Annotated in this window: 14 protein-coding genes and 1 riboswitch; of the genes, 3 read left to right on the plus strand and 11 right to left on the minus strand. The window is 60.0% G+C overall.

Annotation, left to right across the window (positions count from 1 at the left end; translation table 11 throughout):
• Nucleotides 1-113: 113 nt before the first annotated feature.
• The 5 genes from KI231_RS16650 to KI231_RS16670 are packed head-to-tail and all read right to left on the minus strand — an operon-like array spanning nucleotide 114 to nucleotide 3,561.
• Entirely contained in the window at nucleotides 114-503 is a 390-nt protein-coding gene (locus KI231_RS16650; RefSeq protein WP_103302344.1) for a RidA family protein, read from the minus strand.
• A 30-nt stretch (nucleotides 504-533) separates the two neighbouring features.
• A complete protein-coding gene (locus KI231_RS16655; protein WP_103302345.1) occupies nucleotides 534-1,331 on the minus strand; it encodes an amino acid ABC transporter ATP-binding protein in 798 nt (265 codons plus the stop codon).
• Nucleotides 1,328-1,990 (minus strand): amino acid ABC transporter permease, encoded by a 663-nt coding sequence (locus KI231_RS16660; protein ID WP_103302346.1) that lies wholly within the window; start codon nucleotides 1,988-1,990, stop codon nucleotides 1,328-1,330. The genes KI231_RS16655 and KI231_RS16660 overlap by 4 nt, the downstream gene beginning before the upstream one ends.
• Nucleotides 1,991-1,999: 9 nt before the next feature.
• Entirely contained in the window at nucleotides 2,000-2,662 is a 663-nt protein-coding gene (locus KI231_RS16665) for an amino acid ABC transporter permease (RefSeq protein ID WP_212809139.1), read from the minus strand.
• A gap of 50 nt (nucleotides 2,663-2,712) precedes the next feature.
• Nucleotides 2,713-3,561, minus strand: coding sequence for a transporter substrate-binding protein (locus KI231_RS16670; protein ID WP_212809140.1), 849 nt, complete (start codon nucleotides 3,559-3,561; stop codon nucleotides 2,713-2,715).
• Between the two features lie 416 nt (nucleotides 3,562-3,977).
• Here KI231_RS16670 and KI231_RS16675 point away from each other — a divergent pair, with 416 nt between their 5' ends.
• From KI231_RS16675 to KI231_RS16685, 3 genes are all read left to right on the plus strand, one after another.
• A complete protein-coding gene (locus KI231_RS16675) occupies nucleotides 3,978-4,382 on the plus strand; it encodes a hypothetical protein (protein WP_212809141.1) in 405 nt (134 codons plus the stop codon).
• Between the two features lie 94 nt (nucleotides 4,383-4,476).
• The gene (locus KI231_RS16680; protein ID WP_212809142.1) at nucleotides 4,477-4,905 is read left to right on the plus strand and encodes a thioredoxin family protein; all 429 of its coding nucleotides are present in this window, start codon (nucleotides 4,477-4,479) and stop codon (nucleotides 4,903-4,905) included.
• 68 nt (nucleotides 4,906-4,973) lie between these two features.
• Nucleotides 4,974-5,399, plus strand: a complete 426-nt coding sequence (locus tag KI231_RS16685; RefSeq protein ID WP_103302350.1) for a hypothetical protein — start codon at nucleotides 4,974-4,976, stop codon at nucleotides 5,397-5,399.
• Between the two features lie 182 nt (nucleotides 5,400-5,581).
• Here KI231_RS16685 and KI231_RS16690 read toward each other — a convergent pair whose 3' ends face one another.
• From KI231_RS16690 to cobW, 6 genes are all read right to left on the minus strand, one after another.
• A complete protein-coding gene (locus KI231_RS16690) occupies nucleotides 5,582-7,141 on the minus strand; it encodes a TerC family protein (RefSeq protein WP_103302351.1) in 1,560 nt (519 codons plus the stop codon).
• A 382-nt stretch (nucleotides 7,142-7,523) separates the two neighbouring features.
• Nucleotides 7,524-9,170 (minus strand): phospholipase D-like domain-containing protein, encoded by a 1,647-nt coding sequence (locus tag KI231_RS16695; protein WP_212809143.1) that lies wholly within the window; start codon nucleotides 9,168-9,170, stop codon nucleotides 7,524-7,526.
• 202 nt (nucleotides 9,171-9,372) lie between these two features.
• Nucleotides 9,373-9,975: a vWA domain-containing protein gene (locus tag KI231_RS16700; protein ID WP_249412045.1), complete on the minus strand. Its 603-nt coding sequence runs from the start codon at nucleotides 9,973-9,975 to the stop codon at nucleotides 9,373-9,375.
• A gap of 53 nt (nucleotides 9,976-10,028) precedes the next feature.
• The gene (locus tag KI231_RS16705) at nucleotides 10,029-11,042 is read right to left on the minus strand and encodes a magnesium chelatase ATPase subunit I (RefSeq protein ID WP_212809144.1); all 1,014 of its coding nucleotides are present in this window, start codon (nucleotides 11,040-11,042) and stop codon (nucleotides 10,029-10,031) included.
• A gap of 323 nt (nucleotides 11,043-11,365) precedes the next feature.
• Nucleotides 11,366-15,214 (minus strand): cobaltochelatase subunit CobN, encoded by a 3,849-nt coding sequence (gene cobN, locus KI231_RS16710; RefSeq protein ID WP_212809145.1) that lies wholly within the window; start codon nucleotides 15,212-15,214, stop codon nucleotides 11,366-11,368.
• A gap of 3 nt (nucleotides 15,215-15,217) precedes the next feature.
• A complete protein-coding gene (gene cobW / locus KI231_RS16715) occupies nucleotides 15,218-16,291 on the minus strand; it encodes a cobalamin biosynthesis protein CobW (RefSeq protein WP_103302471.1) in 1,074 nt (357 codons plus the stop codon).
• A 97-nt stretch (nucleotides 16,292-16,388) separates the two neighbouring features.
• A riboswitch (cobalamin riboswitch) is annotated at nucleotides 16,389-16,600 on the minus strand.
• Nucleotides 16,601-17,562: the final 962 nt, after the last annotated feature.

The following is a 17,562-nucleotide window of genomic DNA, read 5'->3' on the forward strand; positions in this document are numbered from 1 at the left end:
GGGAGCCTGACCGTATCAATGCATGACTAGCTGACAAACGCTGGAGTCTGCATCGATAGAGATCAGTCCCCTCTCCCTCCGGGAGAGGGTTAGGGTGAGGGAGAGCCTTTGACTCAAGCCTTCTTCTTGTACGCAATGCAATCAATCTCGACCTTGCAGTCGACCATCATGCTCGCCTGCACACAGGCCCGCGCCGGGGCATGTTCCGGTTTGAAGTATTCGCCAAACACCTTGTTGAAGCTGCTGAAATCCCGCGGATCATCCAGCCACACTCCGGCACGCACCACGTCTTCCAGGCCATAACCGGCCTCTTCGAGAATCGCGATGAGGTTCTTCATGGTCTGGTGGGTCTGCTCGACGATGCCGCCAATAATGATCTCGCCATCCACCGCCGGCACCTGCCCGGACACATGCAGCCAGCCATCCGCTTCAACAGCGCGGGCGAAAGGACGTGGCTGACCACCAGCGGCGGTGCTGCCGGTGCCGTAACGCGTAATGCTCATGGGTACTTCTCCTGATTACAAAACGAAAAATTAAAACCGCGTGCTTTTCAGAAACTCAGCCAGACGCGGCGATTGCGGGCGCTCGAACAGTTCCTTGGGAGGCCCCTGCTCTTCGATGCGCCCCTGATTCATGAATACGATCTTGTCCGAAACCTCGAAGGCGAAACGCATTTCGTGGGTCACCAGCAGCATGGTCATGCCGTCTTCGGCGAGGCCCTTGATCACGTTGAGCACTTCGCCCACCAGTTCCGGGTCGAGGGCTGAGGTCACTTCGTCGAACAGCATCAGGCTCGGGTTCATCGCAATCGCCCGGGCAATCGCCACGCGCTGTTGCTGACCACCGGACAGCTGGCCGGGAAAATGATTACGGCGTTCCAGCAGACCAACCCGCTCCAGCCATTTCTCGGCCAGTACCACGGCTTCGTCCTTGTGCATTTTCTTCACCTTGAGCAGGCCCAACGTGACGTTCTGCAACGCCGTCAAATGCGGGAACAGGTTGAATTGCTGAAACGCCATGCCGGTCATCGCACGATGGCGGGCGATGACTTTTTCGCCATGGCGTACGCGTTTGCCGTTGACCTCGTCGTAGCCGATGGACTCGCCGTCGAGCAGGATCTGCCCGCCCTGGAACTCTTCAAGCATGTTCACGCAGCGCAACAGCGTGGTCTTGCCGGAGCCACTGGAACCGATCAGCGTCACCACATTGCCGCGTTGCATGCTGAGGTCGACACCCTTGAGCACTTCGACCGCGCCGTACTGTTTGTGCAGGCCACGAATGTCCAGCAGTGGCTGGCCGTTTGGAACGTTGGAAACTTGAGCTTCAGTCATGGCAAGGCCACCCGCTTTTCAATGTGCCGGCCGAGTAACTCGATGCCGTAGTTGATGACGAAAAACAGAAAACCGGCGAACAGATAGAACTCCAGGGTCATGAAGGTTCGAGCGATGATCTGTTGGGTGCTGAGGAGCAATTCGGCGACGCCGATCACCGAAAGCAAGGTCGAGGCCTTGACGATCTCGGTGGACGAGTTGACCCACGTTGGCAGGATCTGCCGCAGTGCCTGAGGCAACAGCACGTAGCCAAGGGATTGATAAAACGTCAGGCCGATGGCCTTGCTGGCTTCCATTTGCCCACGAGGCAAGGCTTGCAAAGCCCCGCGCACAATCTCGGCAACGTGCGAGCCGCAGAACAGCGTCAGACCCAAAGCGCCGGCCTGAAACGCGCTGATCTGCCAGCCCAGCGCCGGCGCCATATAGAAGCACGCGAGCACCAGTACAAACACCGGGGTGCCGCGAATCAGGTCAACGTAAAAGCGAAACGGCGCGCGCATCCAGAACCTGCCGTAAGTCAGCACCAGACCGGTGACGACACCGAGCAGCGTGCCAAACAGAATCGCCAGCGCCGACACCTGCACACTGGTCAGAAAACCTTGCAGCAGGGTTTCCCGCGCCACCCACAACTCATGCAACCAACTAGGCGATTGGTACATCGCAGCCTCCTATCGGCGGATCGCCAGTCGCTGCTCGAGGTAACGCAGCAGCATGGCAATGAGGTAACAGGCCGCGACATAGAGCGCCGTGGTCACCAGCCAGGTTTCGATCACCCGGTAGCTCTCGACATTGATCTTGCGCGCGTAATAGGTCAGCTCCGGCACCGCAATCGCGGCGGCCAGCGAGGTGTCCTTGAACAGCGAAATGAAGTTGTTCGACAACGCCGGCAACACGTTGCGCAGCATCACCGGCACCGTGACATAAGCCTTGACCTGCCATTCGCCGAGACCGATAGCCAACCCGGCTTCACGCTGGCCCTTGGGAATGCTGAGCAAACCGCCACGAAACACCTCCGTCAGGTACGCCCCGGCATACAGCGACAGGGTGATGATGAACGACGGAATCTTGTCCAGCCGGATCCCCAGGCTCGGCAACGCAAAGTAGATCAAAAGAATCAACACCAGAATCGGCGTGTTACGGATCACCGTGACGTACACCGAGGCCAGCACCCGCAGGGCGCGATGCTTTGACAGCAAGGCAAACGCCATCAGCAGGCCAATCACGCAGCCGATGGCGATCGACACCAGCGCCAGTTCAAGACCCAGACCGAGCCCCGCCAGCAAGCTGTCGAAATCGCGCCACACGGCGGCAAAGTTCAACTGATAGTTCATGGTCAGCAGTACCTTGAGCGGGGCGATGGGCTCGCCCCACTCTCACGGGATCATTTGAATTCGACAGGGAAACCGATTGCGGGCGACGGCAGATCAACGCCGAACCACTGTTTGAACGATGCCGCATAGGTCGGGAATTCAACGCCGGTCATGGCTTCATGCAGCGCGGTGTTGACGAAGTTCAGCCAGTCCTGATCGCCGCGTTTGACCGCGCAAGCGTAGGTCTGCGGGCTCCAGGCGTAAGTCGGGCTGCGATAGCGGCCAGGGTTCTGCACCATCAGGTATTTGACCGAAGACTGGTCGGTGGCGGCGGCATCGGCACGGCCGGAGTTAACCGCCTGATACATCAGGTCGACGCTGTCGTACTGATCGACCTTGGCCTTGGGCAGTGCCTGATGCACCAGTTCTTCGGCATAGACGTTTTGCAGCACCGCTACGGTGACGCTGTCGCCGCCGGCCTGCAAATCTTCGATTTCCTTGTACTTGCTGTTGTTCGGCAGCAGTAGGCCAACGCCTTCGCGGTAGTACGGCAGGGTGAACGCAACTTGCTGCGCACGGCTGGCAGTAACAGTGATGAACTGGCAGCTCATGTCGACTTTGTCGGTGAGCAGATTGGGAATCCGCGCATCGGACGACTGCACGACAAACTCGACTTTGCTCGGATCGTTGAACAGACCTTTGGCCACCATCCTGGCGATGTCGATATCAAAACCCTGCAACTTGCCGTCCGCGCCCTGAAAGTGCCACGGCGCATTGGTGCTGCCGGTGCCCACAATCAATTTCCCACGGGCCAGAACCGCATCGAGCTTGCTGTCGGCTGCCTGGGCCATACCCATGGCAGCGGACGAAGCCGCAAGAACAAAAACACACGCTTTGAACAACGAAGGACGGCGATGCATGGCAAGCACTCCAGGATGGTGTTTATTCCGCTATACCGGAACACGGTTTGTTACTACGGAATAGACAGCAGAAAGTGTGCCACAGGATTGATTCAAAATCCTCGGCGAATCGAAAAACCAATCAGTTCAAACGGTTAGAAAAATCCGGGAATGAAAAAGCAGCCGACACATTTCCCGGGTTCGCGCTACCGAAGGCAACCCGATGGGAAGTAACGTCACATTTGTGTGCATCTGATTGCTCGATTGAGTCCACGACCAAACCCAACTCGGGAATTAAAAGACGTCCGAGCAGCGACAGCCGTTCATCGGATTTACGGCTGCACCTGTCAGAGTTGACAGTTGTCGAGTGCCGGTTTTACGAGCCTACTTCGCAGGCCAAACATGGCTTGAAACCACTCCCGATAAGGATATTCGTAATGGCTAATCTCGTTAAGAACGGCGATTTTTCTCAGCAAGGCGCGCATTGGACGGCGACCGATCCAGAGAATGTGAGATTTGTAACCGGTCATTGCATTATTGCTGCACCAGACTCAATCAGTCAGGACGTTCCCACTGGCGCTGGCGGCGGAGGACAATTCATGCTTTTCGCCAGAGTGAAAACACTTTCTGGCCATGGTGCTCGTATCACTGTGCAGCCGCTTCCCACAGGCGAGCCAGTTCACCTTGACCTTCATGGCGGTGCGGAGTGGGACGTGCTGTCGGCGAAATTCGAGGTACAGATCTCGACAATCGCTTTCAGGGTCACACTGGAAGCCAGTGATGGCGAGTTTGGTGTCCCAGGCTCTTATTTTGGCGATGTGACGCTCTCGAAACTGCTCTGACACTGAAGTCTGACAAAAGGGGTCATCGGCCTGCGGTGACTCGTTTCTTCATCCTGGGTATGCATTGCCGACGTAGTGAGAAAAGGAGTTTCCAATGAGTTCGACAGGCCTTCACTCAATGCTGCCGCCGACCTACCGCAAAGCCCTGAAAACCTGGCGCCCGGTGATCCTCTACTTCGCCAACGAACACTGCCCCGCGTGCGAATGGGCCGGGCCGGTGTTCCGGCAGATCGCCGAGCCTTATCGGCATCGCGCCAATATCTACATGCTCAACACCAGCGAATCGCCGCGCCATCCGCAGGTGACGGGCACGCCAACGGTACTGTTCTACAAGGACGGCAGGCTGGTTAAAAACCTCAAAGGCATCGGCACTGAAGAAACCCTCGCACGGGATTTCGCCGAGCATATCGGCAAAACCAAAGCCCCCGCTGCGCCCCTTAAACGACTGCATGACCTGCCCTGGTTACGCCAGATACTTAGCACTCTGCGCACTGTTCCACGTGCGCGCCTGCGGGTTCTGTAATGAACGTGCCGCCTGAATGAACAGACTTGAAGCAGCGGTAACAACCAGACATCAACAAGGGATTGGATATGACGAATTTAATCAAGAATGGCGAGTTCACCGAAGGCGAAGATAATTGGTCAGTTACCCATCCAGAGCATGTGCGTATCAGCGACGGTGAGTGCACGATCGCTTCCCCCGGCTCCATCAGCCAGGAGGTCGCTTTTCATTCTGAAGTCGAAGAGTATGCGCTGTCCGCCAGAATGAAGACTGCGCCCGGCTTCACGACTCGCGTTTTATTGACCCTACATCCTGCTGGCGACGAGCTTGAGCTGACGCTAAAAGACGCTTCGAACTGGCAAGTGTTGACTGACTGGATCATCGCGCCACCAGGAACGACCAGAGCCACGGTCACGCTTCAGGCAGACGGAGCAACCGGAGTAGCCGCCTCGCAATTTGGCAGTCTGGTGCTTCTGAGTCTAAACAAGAAAAAGCCGAAAAACGTACCGGCCTGAATTGTCCGCGTGGTGGCGATCTCTTTTTGGTGGTCGAGCACATGGACTGTGTTGCCAGCGTCTCCAAACAAGCGCATTCGCGTTCAGGCTCGCTCCCGCATTGGAATGCATTTCCCTGTGGCAGCGAGCCTGCTCGCGAAGAGCTCATAAAAGTCCATAAAAGTCGGTAAAAAGCTTCGGCATTACGCGGCCTCTCGCACCAACAACACCTGCGTCACACGACGCTCTTCAACCGCCACCACAGTCATGTACCAGCCCGCATGCTCCAGACGGTCACCTTTAATCGGCAATCGATCCAGGAGGCTCATCACCAACCCCGCGACCGTCTGATAGTCCTCGGTCGCCTCGGCACCAAATCCGGTGCGTTGACGCACTCGCGACAGATTCAACGCACCACTGACGAGAAACCCGCCCTGCGCCTCGAGCACATCCGGGCCTTCTACTTCGCTGGCATCAGGCAGCTCACCGGCAATCGACTCCAGAATGTCGGTCATGGTCAGCACGCCGACGAAGTCACCGAATTCGTTGACCACGAAAGCAATGTGGGTCGACGCCGCGCGCATCTGCTCCAGTGCGTTGAGGATCGAAAAGCTGTCGAGCAGGTTGATGGTCTTACGTGCCAGATGCTCCAGGTTGGGCTCGGCGCCAGCCAGGTATTCCTTGAGCAACTCTTTCTTGTGCACGAAGCCCAATGGTTCATCCACCACACCGTCGCGGATCAGCGGCAGACGCGAGTAGGACGAGTGCATCAACTTCGTGCGAATCGCCTCGGCATCGTCCGCCAGATCGATGGTGTCGACGTCGGCGCGCACGGTCATCAGGCTGCGGATCGGCCGCTCGGCCAGTTGCAGCACGCCGCTGATCATCACGCGCTCACGGCGGTCGAACAGCTCGGCGCTCGGCGCGTCACCATCGTCCAGCAGGTCGGAAATCTCTTCGCCGACCTCCTCCACCGCCAGCTTGCGACCGCCCAGCAAACGCATCACCGCATGGGCCGTACGTTCACGTATCGGCCGCAAGCCCTGCATCGAACGTTTGCGTCGGGCCCGGGCGATCTGGTTGAACACCTCGATCAGGATCGAGAAACCGATGGCCGCGTACAGATAGCCTTTCGGGATGTGGAAACCCAGACCTTCGGCGGTCAGGGCGAAACCGATCATCATCAAGAAGCCCAGACACAGCATGATCACCGTCGGGTGTGCGTTGACGAAGCGGGTCAGCGGCTTGCTCGCGACAATCATCAGGCCAATGGAGATGATCACGGCGATCATCATCACCGCCAGTTCATCGACCATGCCCACGGCGGTAATCACCGCGTCCAGCGAGAACACCGCGTCGAGCACCACGATCTGCGCGACAATCGGCCAGAACAGCGCATAAGCGGTGTTGGTCGAGCGCTCGCCGACATGGCCTTCCAGCCGTTCGTGCAATTCCATGGTGGCTTTGAACAGCAGGAACACGCCACCGAACAGCATGATCAAGTCACGCCCGGAGAAGCTCTTGTCGAACACCTCGAACAACGGCTGCGTAAGGGTGACCAGCCAGGAAATACTCGCCAACAGGCCCAAGCGCATGATCAGCGCCAGCGACAGGCCGATGATTCGGGCTCGGTCGCGCTGATGCGGTGGCAGTTTGTCGGCAAGAATTGCAATGAACACCAGGTTGTCGATACCCAGCACCAGTTCCAGCACGATCAAGGTCAACAAGCCTAACCAGGCCGTGGGATCCGCTAACCATTCCATAAAATGTCTCTATCTCTCTTCAGTGAATTCAGGCTGCCGGACACGGCAAAGCGCAACGCGAAGGCTGTGAAGCCGCGTTATCAACGATAGTCAGGTGTCGGAAAACTGGATGCTGCGAGTGCGTCAAGACCGCGCCGTGGCGCGAAGGGAAGGTACGACTGGGAGGCTCCAAGAGGGTGTTCATGTAGATCCTGAATGAAAAAAGGCCTTGAAGCGTACAGGCAGGAGTGACTTTTCCTACAGTGCGAAATCATTTCAAAATCTGTACGCCGTAAAGGTGGGGGGTTACTGATGACCTCTTCGCGAGCAAGCCCGATCCCACATGGGAACGCGGTCACCCGTGGGAGCGAGCCTGCTCGCGAAGGGGCCAGAGAGAAAACGACTAACGTCCGGCAAAGCGCAATCGGGACAGCTCGCGCAAATCGCCTTCGACGTAATAGTCATTGGTCCAACGGTCATCCACCGCCAACGGACTGACCTGCTTCAACGCCAGTTTTTTCGCGAAATATCGAAAGCGGTAATGCTCATAAAACCGCAACAGCTCCAGGCCATAACGATCGGCCAGATCGGTATCACCGCGAATGATCAGGTAGTTCTCGTCGTTGCCATTGCTGGCCGAAGCACTGAGGTTGTGACTGCCACTGATGATGGTCGGAGCGTCCGTGGTGAAGTCGGTGACCACCGCTTTGGTGTGCACCAGCAAATTACCTTTCTGGCCTTTCATGTTTTCACGCAGCCAACCTTCCAGACCGGTGTTGAGCAACGCCGTTGCGGCGAACTCGGCCGTGCGGTCGGCGTGGAATCCGGTGATGCGGCTGACCGTGTTTTGCAGGCCATAACGCAAAATGTCGTCATGCGGCCGGCCGAGCAAGGCGTTGAGGATCGCATCGGGCAACGTAAACGCAGTGACAAACAAGACGTCCTTGCGGGCCGCTTCAATGATTCTGACGAACTCGCGCAGATCGCCACCGCCGGTACGCGGCGAGAACCCGGCAAACAGTGGCTGCGCACGGTCCATCGGGTTGTGCTCGGTGATCCAGTCGCGGGTCTTGCCGACGTCGTCTGGCAGCGCCCAGATCTGCTCGAAGACTTGCAGGTAACTGGCCCCCATCGCCTTCTCGTCCAGTACATGCACGACGTTGGCCTGGCGGTAAACGCCGTTCGCAGTGAAGTTGGTACTGCCGCACAACACGGCTTGGGGCTGGCGTTGACCGGCCGCATCGAGTTGGCTGAGAACGATGTATTTGTTGTGGAAGATGTTGTGCGTGACGCGCCCGCGTTTGCTCGACGCGGGCAGTTTGGCCAGGCTCGCTTCGTTGATTGTGGTGTCTTCGTCATCGGGTCGGGCGTGATACAGAACGCGAATCCGTACACCACGCTCGAAGGCTGCATTCACGGCGTCGAGGATGGCTTGCAATTGATATTCGTAAATGGCGATGTCCAGTGCCCACTGCCCATCGACCGCGCGCTCGATAAACCCCAGCAAACGTGCGAGCAAGCCGTTCTCCAGCCATTGTCGCGCCGCATCAGGCCAGGCTTCGATGGGTATGTTTTTGTTGGCGCTGATCTGCGCATCGAGGTCGGGAAACTTGCGCTGGAACGCCTGACTGGCGGCCACGGCACGATTGAAAATCACGCTTTGATCGGCTGGATGACCGTCGTCGCTGATGACGGTCAGTTCCAGAAACTCACCCAGTTGGGGAGCCTCCGGCGTGCCATAAGCGAGGTGGACGCGATAGTGAATGGTCATCCCCGGATTCACCGCGTAATCGGCCCAGCGGAATTTCTGTAGCGGGGCCTTATCGCTGGGGGTGGCGTGAAACTGCGGGAACGTGTGGGGTTTACCGGGGAAGGTCAGGCTGTTGAAGAGAAACAGCCAAGGCTTGTCGCCTTGCTGTTTTTCGATGGCGAATCCGAGCAGGCCTTTGCGCCGGGGTTCGGCCAGATCCATCGCCAGCAGCACGCCGTTGGTACCGGCGTAGGCTTTGACGCGGAAGTCGTCCTGAGGGTTCTTGACCAGAATGCGCATCGCTCACTCCTTGTGATTGCGGCTGGGGTGCAGCATAGAGCAGTGCTGCGAATTGTGGTCAACAGATCCGAATCCGAGTGGAGGCCATCGCGGGCAAGCCCGGCTCCCACAGTTCCCGAGGCGGACACAATGCCTGGGGTCAACAGAAAAACCTGTGGGAGCGGGCTTGCCCGCGCTGAGTCCCGGTCAGACGACACCTGAATCAGAGGTCGTCGATGTGCCGATAATCCGCTGCTAACGCCCCCGCCAGATCCCGCGCTCGGCCCAAGCGAATCGGCCCGCGTTCGATATCGATCAACAGACCCGGACAATCCAGCGTCGGCAAGCCTGACCAGGCTTTCAAACGCCCGTCCGTGACCACCAGCAAGCGTTGCTGCTCGGCCGGAAAACGCTTGCGCCGCACCGTCAGCCATTGCTGCGCCTGCGCCAGTGCCGCGAGCAACGGCGTTCCGCCCCCCGCGCCCAAAGCATCGAGCCAGACACGCAAACCGCTGGACGCCTTCAAGCCCTGCACCTGCCACTTCGGCGCCGCGCCACTGGCGGTCAGTAACGCCAGCCGCGCACGCTGGCGATAGGCGTCATCAAACAGTTGCGCGAGCAGGCCTTTGGCATCGCGCAGCGCCTGATGGCGGCGCGTCGAGGCAGAAGCATCGACGATCACCAGCCACAACTCATGGGGCGAACGAGTGCGCAGTTGAAACAACAGATCTTCCCGGCTTTGCGGGCGGCCGTTAAGCAGCGTTCCCGGCCAGTTCACCGCGCCACTGCGAGCCGCATGACGTTTGCCCTGGCGTCCGTTATCCAACCGTCCGGCGCGGGGTCTGGCATTCGCCCCCGCGTCAGACCGGGGGCGAATGCCTAGGGCTTTTTTTCCAGCGGCCAGCTCGGCACTTCGCGGCGGGCACCGGTGGCAAGTGCCGGGGCCGGCATGTCGCCCCACTGGCCCTGCCCTTCGCTCGGGTTCGGACTGGCCGCCGCGTTTGCCGGGGATTGCGCGGGTTGTTGAGGAGTGGAAGGCATTTGTTCGCGACGACGATGGCGCAGGGCAAATTCGGCGACAGCGTCGATATCCTCTTCGGCGATGGCCGTGGCGCCACGCCATGCCGCGTGAGCGCGAGCCGCGCGCAACCACACCAGATCAGCGCGCAAGCCATCGACGCTGGCCGCGAAACAACGCTCGGTGATGTGCGCCAGCGCGACATCGTCCAGAGGAATGCCGGCCAACGCGCTGCGGGCGTTTTCGCAACGCTCGCGCAGGGCCTGTTGTGCGCTTTCCCACTGGGCACAGAATCCTTGTGGATCGCTGTCGAAATCCAGCCGCCGGCGAATGATCTGCCCGCGCTCGGTCGGTGCGGTATGGCCACTGAGCGCGACGTTGATGCCGAAGCGATCAAGCAACTGCGGGCGCAACTCGCCCTCTTCCGGGTTCATGGTGCCGATCAGTACAAACTTCGCCGAATGCCGGTGGGAAATACCGTCGCGCTCGATCAGGTTGGTGCCGCTGGCAGCGACGTCGAGCAACAGATCGACCAGATGATCGGGCAGCAGATTGACTTCATCGACATAGAGCACGCCACCGTCAGCCTTGGCCAACACGCCGGGGGAAAACTGCGCGCGGCCGTCGCTGAGGGCGGCATCGAGATCGAGCGTGCCGACCAGGCGCTCCTCGGTCGCGCCCAGCGGCAAAGTGACGAACTGGCCGCTGGCGAGCAGATCTGCGAGGCCTCGGGCCAGGGTGGATTTGGCCATGCCACGCGGGCCTTCGATCAGCACACCGCCGATTTTCGGGTCGATGGCGGTGAGGCACAGGGCGAGTTTCAGGTCATCGGCGCCGACCACGGCGGAGAGCGGGAAATGTGGGGTGTCAGTCATTTGGGCTTTTCTCTTTCGTGGTCTTTGGTGTGCTTGAGGGTTGCCGGGTGTCAGGTAGAAATGCCCTCACCCTAGCCCTCTCCCAGAGGGAGAGGGAACTGACCGTGGTGCTCTTTTGAGGTCCACCGACTTGAGCTATCCAGTCGAACTCAAATTTTGAACAGCACACAGATCGGCTCCCTTTCCCGTGGTGCTCTTTTGAGGTCCAACGACTGAACTATCCAGTCGAACTCCAGTTTTGAACAGCACACAGATCGGCTCCCTTTCCCCCTCTCCCCCTTGGGGGAGAGGGCTGGGGTGAGGGGGTGGCGTTCTTGAGTGCGTTACATCTCTTCTTCTATATCGAGCAACAGATTCTCCAGCGCCTCTTTATAAGCACCAGGTTCCTGCCACATCCCCCGCTGCTGCGCTTCCAGCATGCGTTCGGTCATGTCGCGCAATGCATGCGGATTATGCTCGCGGACAAATTCCCGGGTCGCCGGATCCAGCAGATACGCATCGGCCAACAATGCGTACTGGTGATCGTCGATCAACTGCGTCGTCGCATCGAACGCAAACAGATTATCGACCGTCGCCGCCAGTTCGAACGCGCCTTTATAGCCGTGCCGCTTGACCCCGTCGATCCATTTCGGGTTCGCCGCCCGCGAACGGATCACCCGGTTCAGCTCTTCTTTCAAGGTGCGGATCTTCGGCAGATCCGGCTGGCTGTGATCGCCGTGATAACTGGCCGCCGCTTCGCCGCGCAGGGTTTCCACGGCGGCGAGCATGCCGCCCTGGAACTGGTAATAGTCGTTGGAGTCGAGCAAGTCGTGCTCGCGGTTGTCCTGATTCTGCAGCACCGCTTGCACTTGACTCAAACGCTGGACGAACTGTTCGCGAGCGGCGGTGCCTTCGTCCGCACCGCCATAAGCGTAGGCGCCCCAGTTCAGGTAAACCTCGGCCAGATCCTCGCGGCTCTGCCACAGCCGACCGTCGATGGCGCCCTGCACGCCTGCGCCATAGGCACCCGGTTTGGCGCCGAAGATCCGCCATCCGGCCTGACGCCGTGCAGCGTCTTCATCGAGGCCCGATTGCAGCAGTGCCTCGCGTTCGGCGCGGACTTTGGCGGCCAGCGGATTGAGATCGTCCGGCTCGTCCAGTGCAGCGACTGCTTGCACTGCAGCATCGAACAGGCGAATCAGGTTGGCGAACGCGTCGCGGAAGAAACCCGAAACCCGCAAGGTCACATCGACACGCGGACGGTCGAGCAGGCTCAGCGGCAGAATCTCGAAGTCATCGACCCGTTGGCTGCCGGTGGCCCACACCGGACGCACACCCATCAGCGCCATGGCCTGGGCAATGTCATCGCCGCCCGTGCGCATGGTCGCGGTGCCCCAGACCGACAGGCCGAGCTGGCGCAGGTGATCGCCGTGATCCTGCAAGTGCCGTTCAAGAATCAGCGTGGCCGACTGAAAACCGATGCGCCAGGCAGTGGTGGTCGGCAGGTTGCGCACGTCCACCGAGTAGAAGTTGCGTCCGGTTGGCAGCACATCGAGACGGCCACGGCTAGGAGCGCCGCTCGGGCCAGCGGGGACGAAACGCCCGCTCAAGGCGTCGAGCAGGCCGCGCATTTCGGCGGGGCCGCAGGCGTCGAGGCGTGGGGCGACGACTTCGCGCAGGTTTTCGAGGATCGCGTCGACTTCAGCCCCACGCGGACCCTGTAGGAGCGAGCCTGCTCGCGATGGTGTCAGGTCGGACAATTCAGTTTTGAATGACACACCGCTATCGCGAGCAGGCTCACTCCTACAGGGGTTGTGCAATGTCTGGGAGATCAGTTCGGCGGCGAACAATTCGAGGCGTTCTCGGGTATCGCCGGCGGTGCGCCAAACCTCGTCGCTGACCGATACCAGTTCCTCCGGCCGCGGGCCAAGCCACGAATCGGCCAGTGCACAATCGAGTGGATCGAAACCCAATTCAAACGCCTTCGCCAACGCCCGCAGCAAACTCGACTGCGCACCCTTGCCATCGCCGCGCGGAATGCGCAGCAGCGCCAGTAGCGTATCGATACGCAAACGCCCGGTCGGTGACTCACCGAAAATATGCAACCCATCGCGGATCTGCGATTCCTTCAAGTCGCACAAATAGGTATCGAGACGCGGCAGCCAGATCGCCGCATCGGCATCGCTGTCCAGCGCCGCATCGAGTTGCAGCTCGCGGTCGATTTGCGTGTCACGCACCAGTTGCAGAATGTCCCGCTGCAGTTCACGGGCGCGGCGCGGATCGAGCAGTTGCGCCTCGTAATATTCGTCGGCCAGCAGTTCCAGATTACGCAGCGGGCCGTAGGTTTCGGCGCGCGTCAGCGGCGGCATCAGGTGATCGATGATCACCGCTTGCGTACGCCGTTTGGCCTGGGCGCCCTCGCCCGGGTCGTTGACGATAAATGGATAGATATTCGGCAGCGGCCCGAGCAATGCATCCGGCCAGCAGTTCTCGGAAAGCCCGACGCCTTTGCCCGGCAGCCATTCGAGGTTGCCGTGTTTGCCGACGTGGATCACGCCGTGGGCACCGTAGTTACTGCGCAGCCAGAAGTAGAAGGCGAGATATCCGTGGGGCGGCACCAGATCCGGATCGTGATACACCGCGCTCGGATCGACCTGATACCCCCGCGCAGGTTGAATGCCGACGAAGGTCAGGCCAAAGCGCAGGCCAGCGATCATCATGCGCCCGTCGCGACACATCGGATCGTTTTGCGGCGGCCCCCACCGCTCGATCACGGCAGCGCGATTGGCCTCAGGCAGCGCGTTGAACATGGTCAGGTAATCATCCATCGCCAGGCTTTGCTGGCATGGGCGCAGGTCAAGCGTATCGAGGTCATTGCTGACGCCACCGAGCAACTGCTGGATCAACTCGGTGCCGCTCTCCGGCAACTGCGCCGTGAGCGGATAACCTTCGGCCTGCAAGGCGCGCAGGATATTCAGCGCCGCCGCCGGCGTATCCAGACCGACACCGTTGCCGATGCGTCCGTCACGAGTCGGGTAGTTGGCGAGAATCAGCGCAATGCGTTTCCCGGCATTCGGCACCCGCGCCAGATCGATCCAGCGTCGCGCCAGTTCGGCGACGAAATCCATCCGCTCGGGTTGCGCGCGATAACAGACCACGTCGGACTGGCTGCGCTCACTGCGCCAGGCCAGATCCTTGAAGCTGATCGGGCGGCTGATGATGCGCCCGTCGAGTTCCGGCAAGGCAATGTGCATCGCCAGATCCCGTGGACCGAGGCCCTGCTCGCTGTCACGCCAGCCGGGCTCGTTGTCCTGGGCACAGATGGCCTGGATCACCGGAATATTGCGACGAAACGGCCGTAAATGCGGCGCTTCAGGGCTGGACTGGGCGAAACCGGTGGTATTAAGAATCACCCCTGCCTCGACCTCATCCAGCCAATCTTCGACGACCGACAGACAGCCGGGCTCTTTCAGACTGGCCACGGCAATCGGCAACGGATTAAGCCCCGCCGCTTGCAAGCGCTTACAGAAAACATCGATGAAGGCGGTGTTCGCCGCTTGCAGGTGCGAACGGTAAAACAGCAGCGCCGCGACCGGTTGATCAGGCAGCCAATCGGCTTGCCAGTCACTCAGCGCAGCGGTGTTTTTGTTCGGGTGGTAAATCGCCGTGCGCGGCAGGGTCTGCGGCTCACCCCAGGCGTAATCGCGGCCGAGCCAACGGTTGCCCAGGCAGCGGAAGAAATCCAGCGCGTTGCCCATGCCGCCCTGACGCAAGAATTGCCAGAGCCGGTCGCGATCCTCGGCGCCGACGGTGCTCAAGTCGCTGAGTTCCGGATCGGGGCGATCATCACCCGGCACCAGAATCACCTGTACACCACGCTCGGACAGTTCGATCAAACGCTCGACGCCGTAGCGCCAATAGGCAATGCCGCCGTGCAGCGAAATCAGAATGACCTTGGCGTGACGCAGCACTTCATCGACGTACAAATCGACCGAAGCATGATTTTGCACCTGCATCGGGTTGGCCAGACGCAGGCTCGGATAATCCTCGGGCAACTGCTGCACGGCTTCGGCGAGCAGCGCCAGACTGGAGTCGCCGCTGCACAGGATCACCAGCTCGGCGGGGGTTTGTCCAAGGTCGGCAATGTTGTCATCCGACACGAAACCGCCGGGCTGGGTCCTGAGCAGGTGCATGGTTTAAACGCTGAGCGCGGCGCGCAGTTGCGCTTCGAGTTGCGCCGCGTCGAGCTCCTGACCGATCAACACCAGGCGCGTAACGCGCGATTCATCGGCGCCCCACTGACGGTCGAAGTGCTTGTCGAAACGCGTACCCACACCCTGAATCAGCAGGCGCATTGGCTTGTTCGGAATGGCCGCGAAGCCCTTCACGCGCAGGATGCCATGCTTGACCACCAGTTGCGTCAGCGCGTCGAGCAGCAGGCTCTCGTCGGCTTGCGGCAGTTCGATGGAGATCGAATCGAAGGCGTCGTGATCGTGGTCATCGTGTTCGTCATCGCCTTCACCGTGGTGGTGATCGTGATGGCTGTGGCGGCTGTCGATGTGTTCTTCAGAACCGGCACCGAGGCCGATCAGCACGTCCAGCGGCAGGCGACCGTTGCTGGCTTCGATGATTTTCACCGCTGGCGGCAACTCTTCGGCGACTTCAGCGCGGACGCGAGCGAGATCTTCCGGGCTGGTCTGGTCGGCCTTGTTGAGGATTACGAGGTCGGCGCTGGCCAGTTGGTCGGCAAACAGTTCGTGCAGCGGCGACTCGTGGTCGAGGTTCGGGTCGAGTTTGCGCTGGGCATCGACCTGATCAGGGAACGCAGCGAAAGTGCCAGCGGCCACGGCCGGACTGTCGACCACGGTGATCACCGCATCCACGGTGCAGGCGCTGCGGATTTCCGGCCACTGGAAGGCTTGAACCAATGGCTTCGGCAGGGCCAGGCCGGAAGTTTCGATGAGGATGTGATCGAGGTCGCCACGACGGGCAACCAGTTCGCGCATCACCGGGAAGAATTCTTCCTGAACGGTGCAGCACAGGCAGCCGTTTGCCAGTTCGTAGACGCGACCGGTGGCTTCTTCTTCGGTGCAGCCGATGGTGCATTGCTTGAGGATTTCACCGTCGATGCCCAACTCGCCGAACTCGTTGACGATCACCGCGATACGGCGGCCTTGGGCGTTGTCGAGCATGTGCCGCAGCAGTGTGGTTTTGCCCGAGCCGAGGAAGCCGGTGACGATGGTGACGGGGAGTTTGGCCAGTGTTTTCATCGGATGCCCTTTGGCAAGGTGGCGGGCAAACGGGACGAAATCCGCGGCGCAGACGCGCGCGGAAGAATTCGCCACCGGATCACCCCGCCCGGTTGTAGTGAGAATCTTTGACGAGGCAGGTCTCCTGGCTGACGGTGTTCAGGCCTTGGGCCTGGTATTCGCTGCGCCTTCCCGCTGGCTCATGGGTTGAGCTGGCAGTGGCGTGGCAGTGAATTTCACCGTTCACAGTTGCGGGGGCAGCCGCGGCTTGGACCGCGTTCCCTTCTTAGCTCCGGTTTGTGCCGGAGAACCTCGAAAGCGCAAGGCTACGCATGGTGTGGTGGCGGGTCAATGGGGTTGGGTTTTAGGTTTGGGGGCATATCCGTTGCTGCGGGTGTTGCTGATTAGGGTTCCGCCCTTACGGCGGGTCACTTTTGGCAAACGCCCCAAAAGTAACCAAAAGGGCTGCTCCCTGACGTACGGCACTTCGCTTAGGCTCAGTGTTCCCTCGCTACGGCGTCCATCCGGGGGCATCGCCTCCGGTTTGCTGCGCTGCACCTCCTCTCGATGTGTTTGGCTTCGCCAAACGGCGCTGCGCGCCTACCCCGGATGAACACCTCCGCTCGGCCTGCCGATGGGCCTGAAGATCAAGAGCAGGATCAACAGCCAGATCAAGAGCCAGATCAAGAGCCAGATCAAGAGCCAGATCAAGAGCCAGATCAAGAGCCCCTCACCCTAGCCCTCTCCCGGAGGGAGAGGGGACTGACCGAGGTGTTTGGGAGAGGTACACCGACTCGAAATACCGAGTCGAACTCAGATTCTGAAAGGCTCAAAAATCAGCTCCCTCTCCTTGGGGAGAGGGCTGGGGTGAGGGGCAAATCCAACACAAAACCAAAGCCGACCGCACGCTTCTCAACACTCAACACTCAACACTCAACACAATGAGCGTCAGCTCAAGTACCGCTCTTGACCTTCACCAATCAACACAATGAGCGTTAGCTCGAGTACTGCTTTTGATCTCCACCACTCAACACAATGAGCGTTAGCTCAAGTACCGCCCTTGATCTTCACCACTCAACACAATGAGCGTTAGCTCGAGTACCGCTCTTGATCTCAAGCGCCCGTCGGAAGGCTGAGCGGAGGGGTTGATCCGGGGTGGGAGCGCAGCGACCGTTTGGCGCAGCCAAACACATCGAGAGGAGGTGCAGCGAAGCAAACCGGAGGCGATGCCCCCCGGATCAATCCCGCAGCGAAGGAACCCGAGCCACAGCGAGGGCCGTACGTCAGGGTAA

The organism is Pseudomonas sp. Seg1 (genome assembly GCF_018326005.1).
GTDB lineage: Bacteria > Pseudomonadota > Gammaproteobacteria > Pseudomonadales > Pseudomonadaceae > Aquipseudomonas.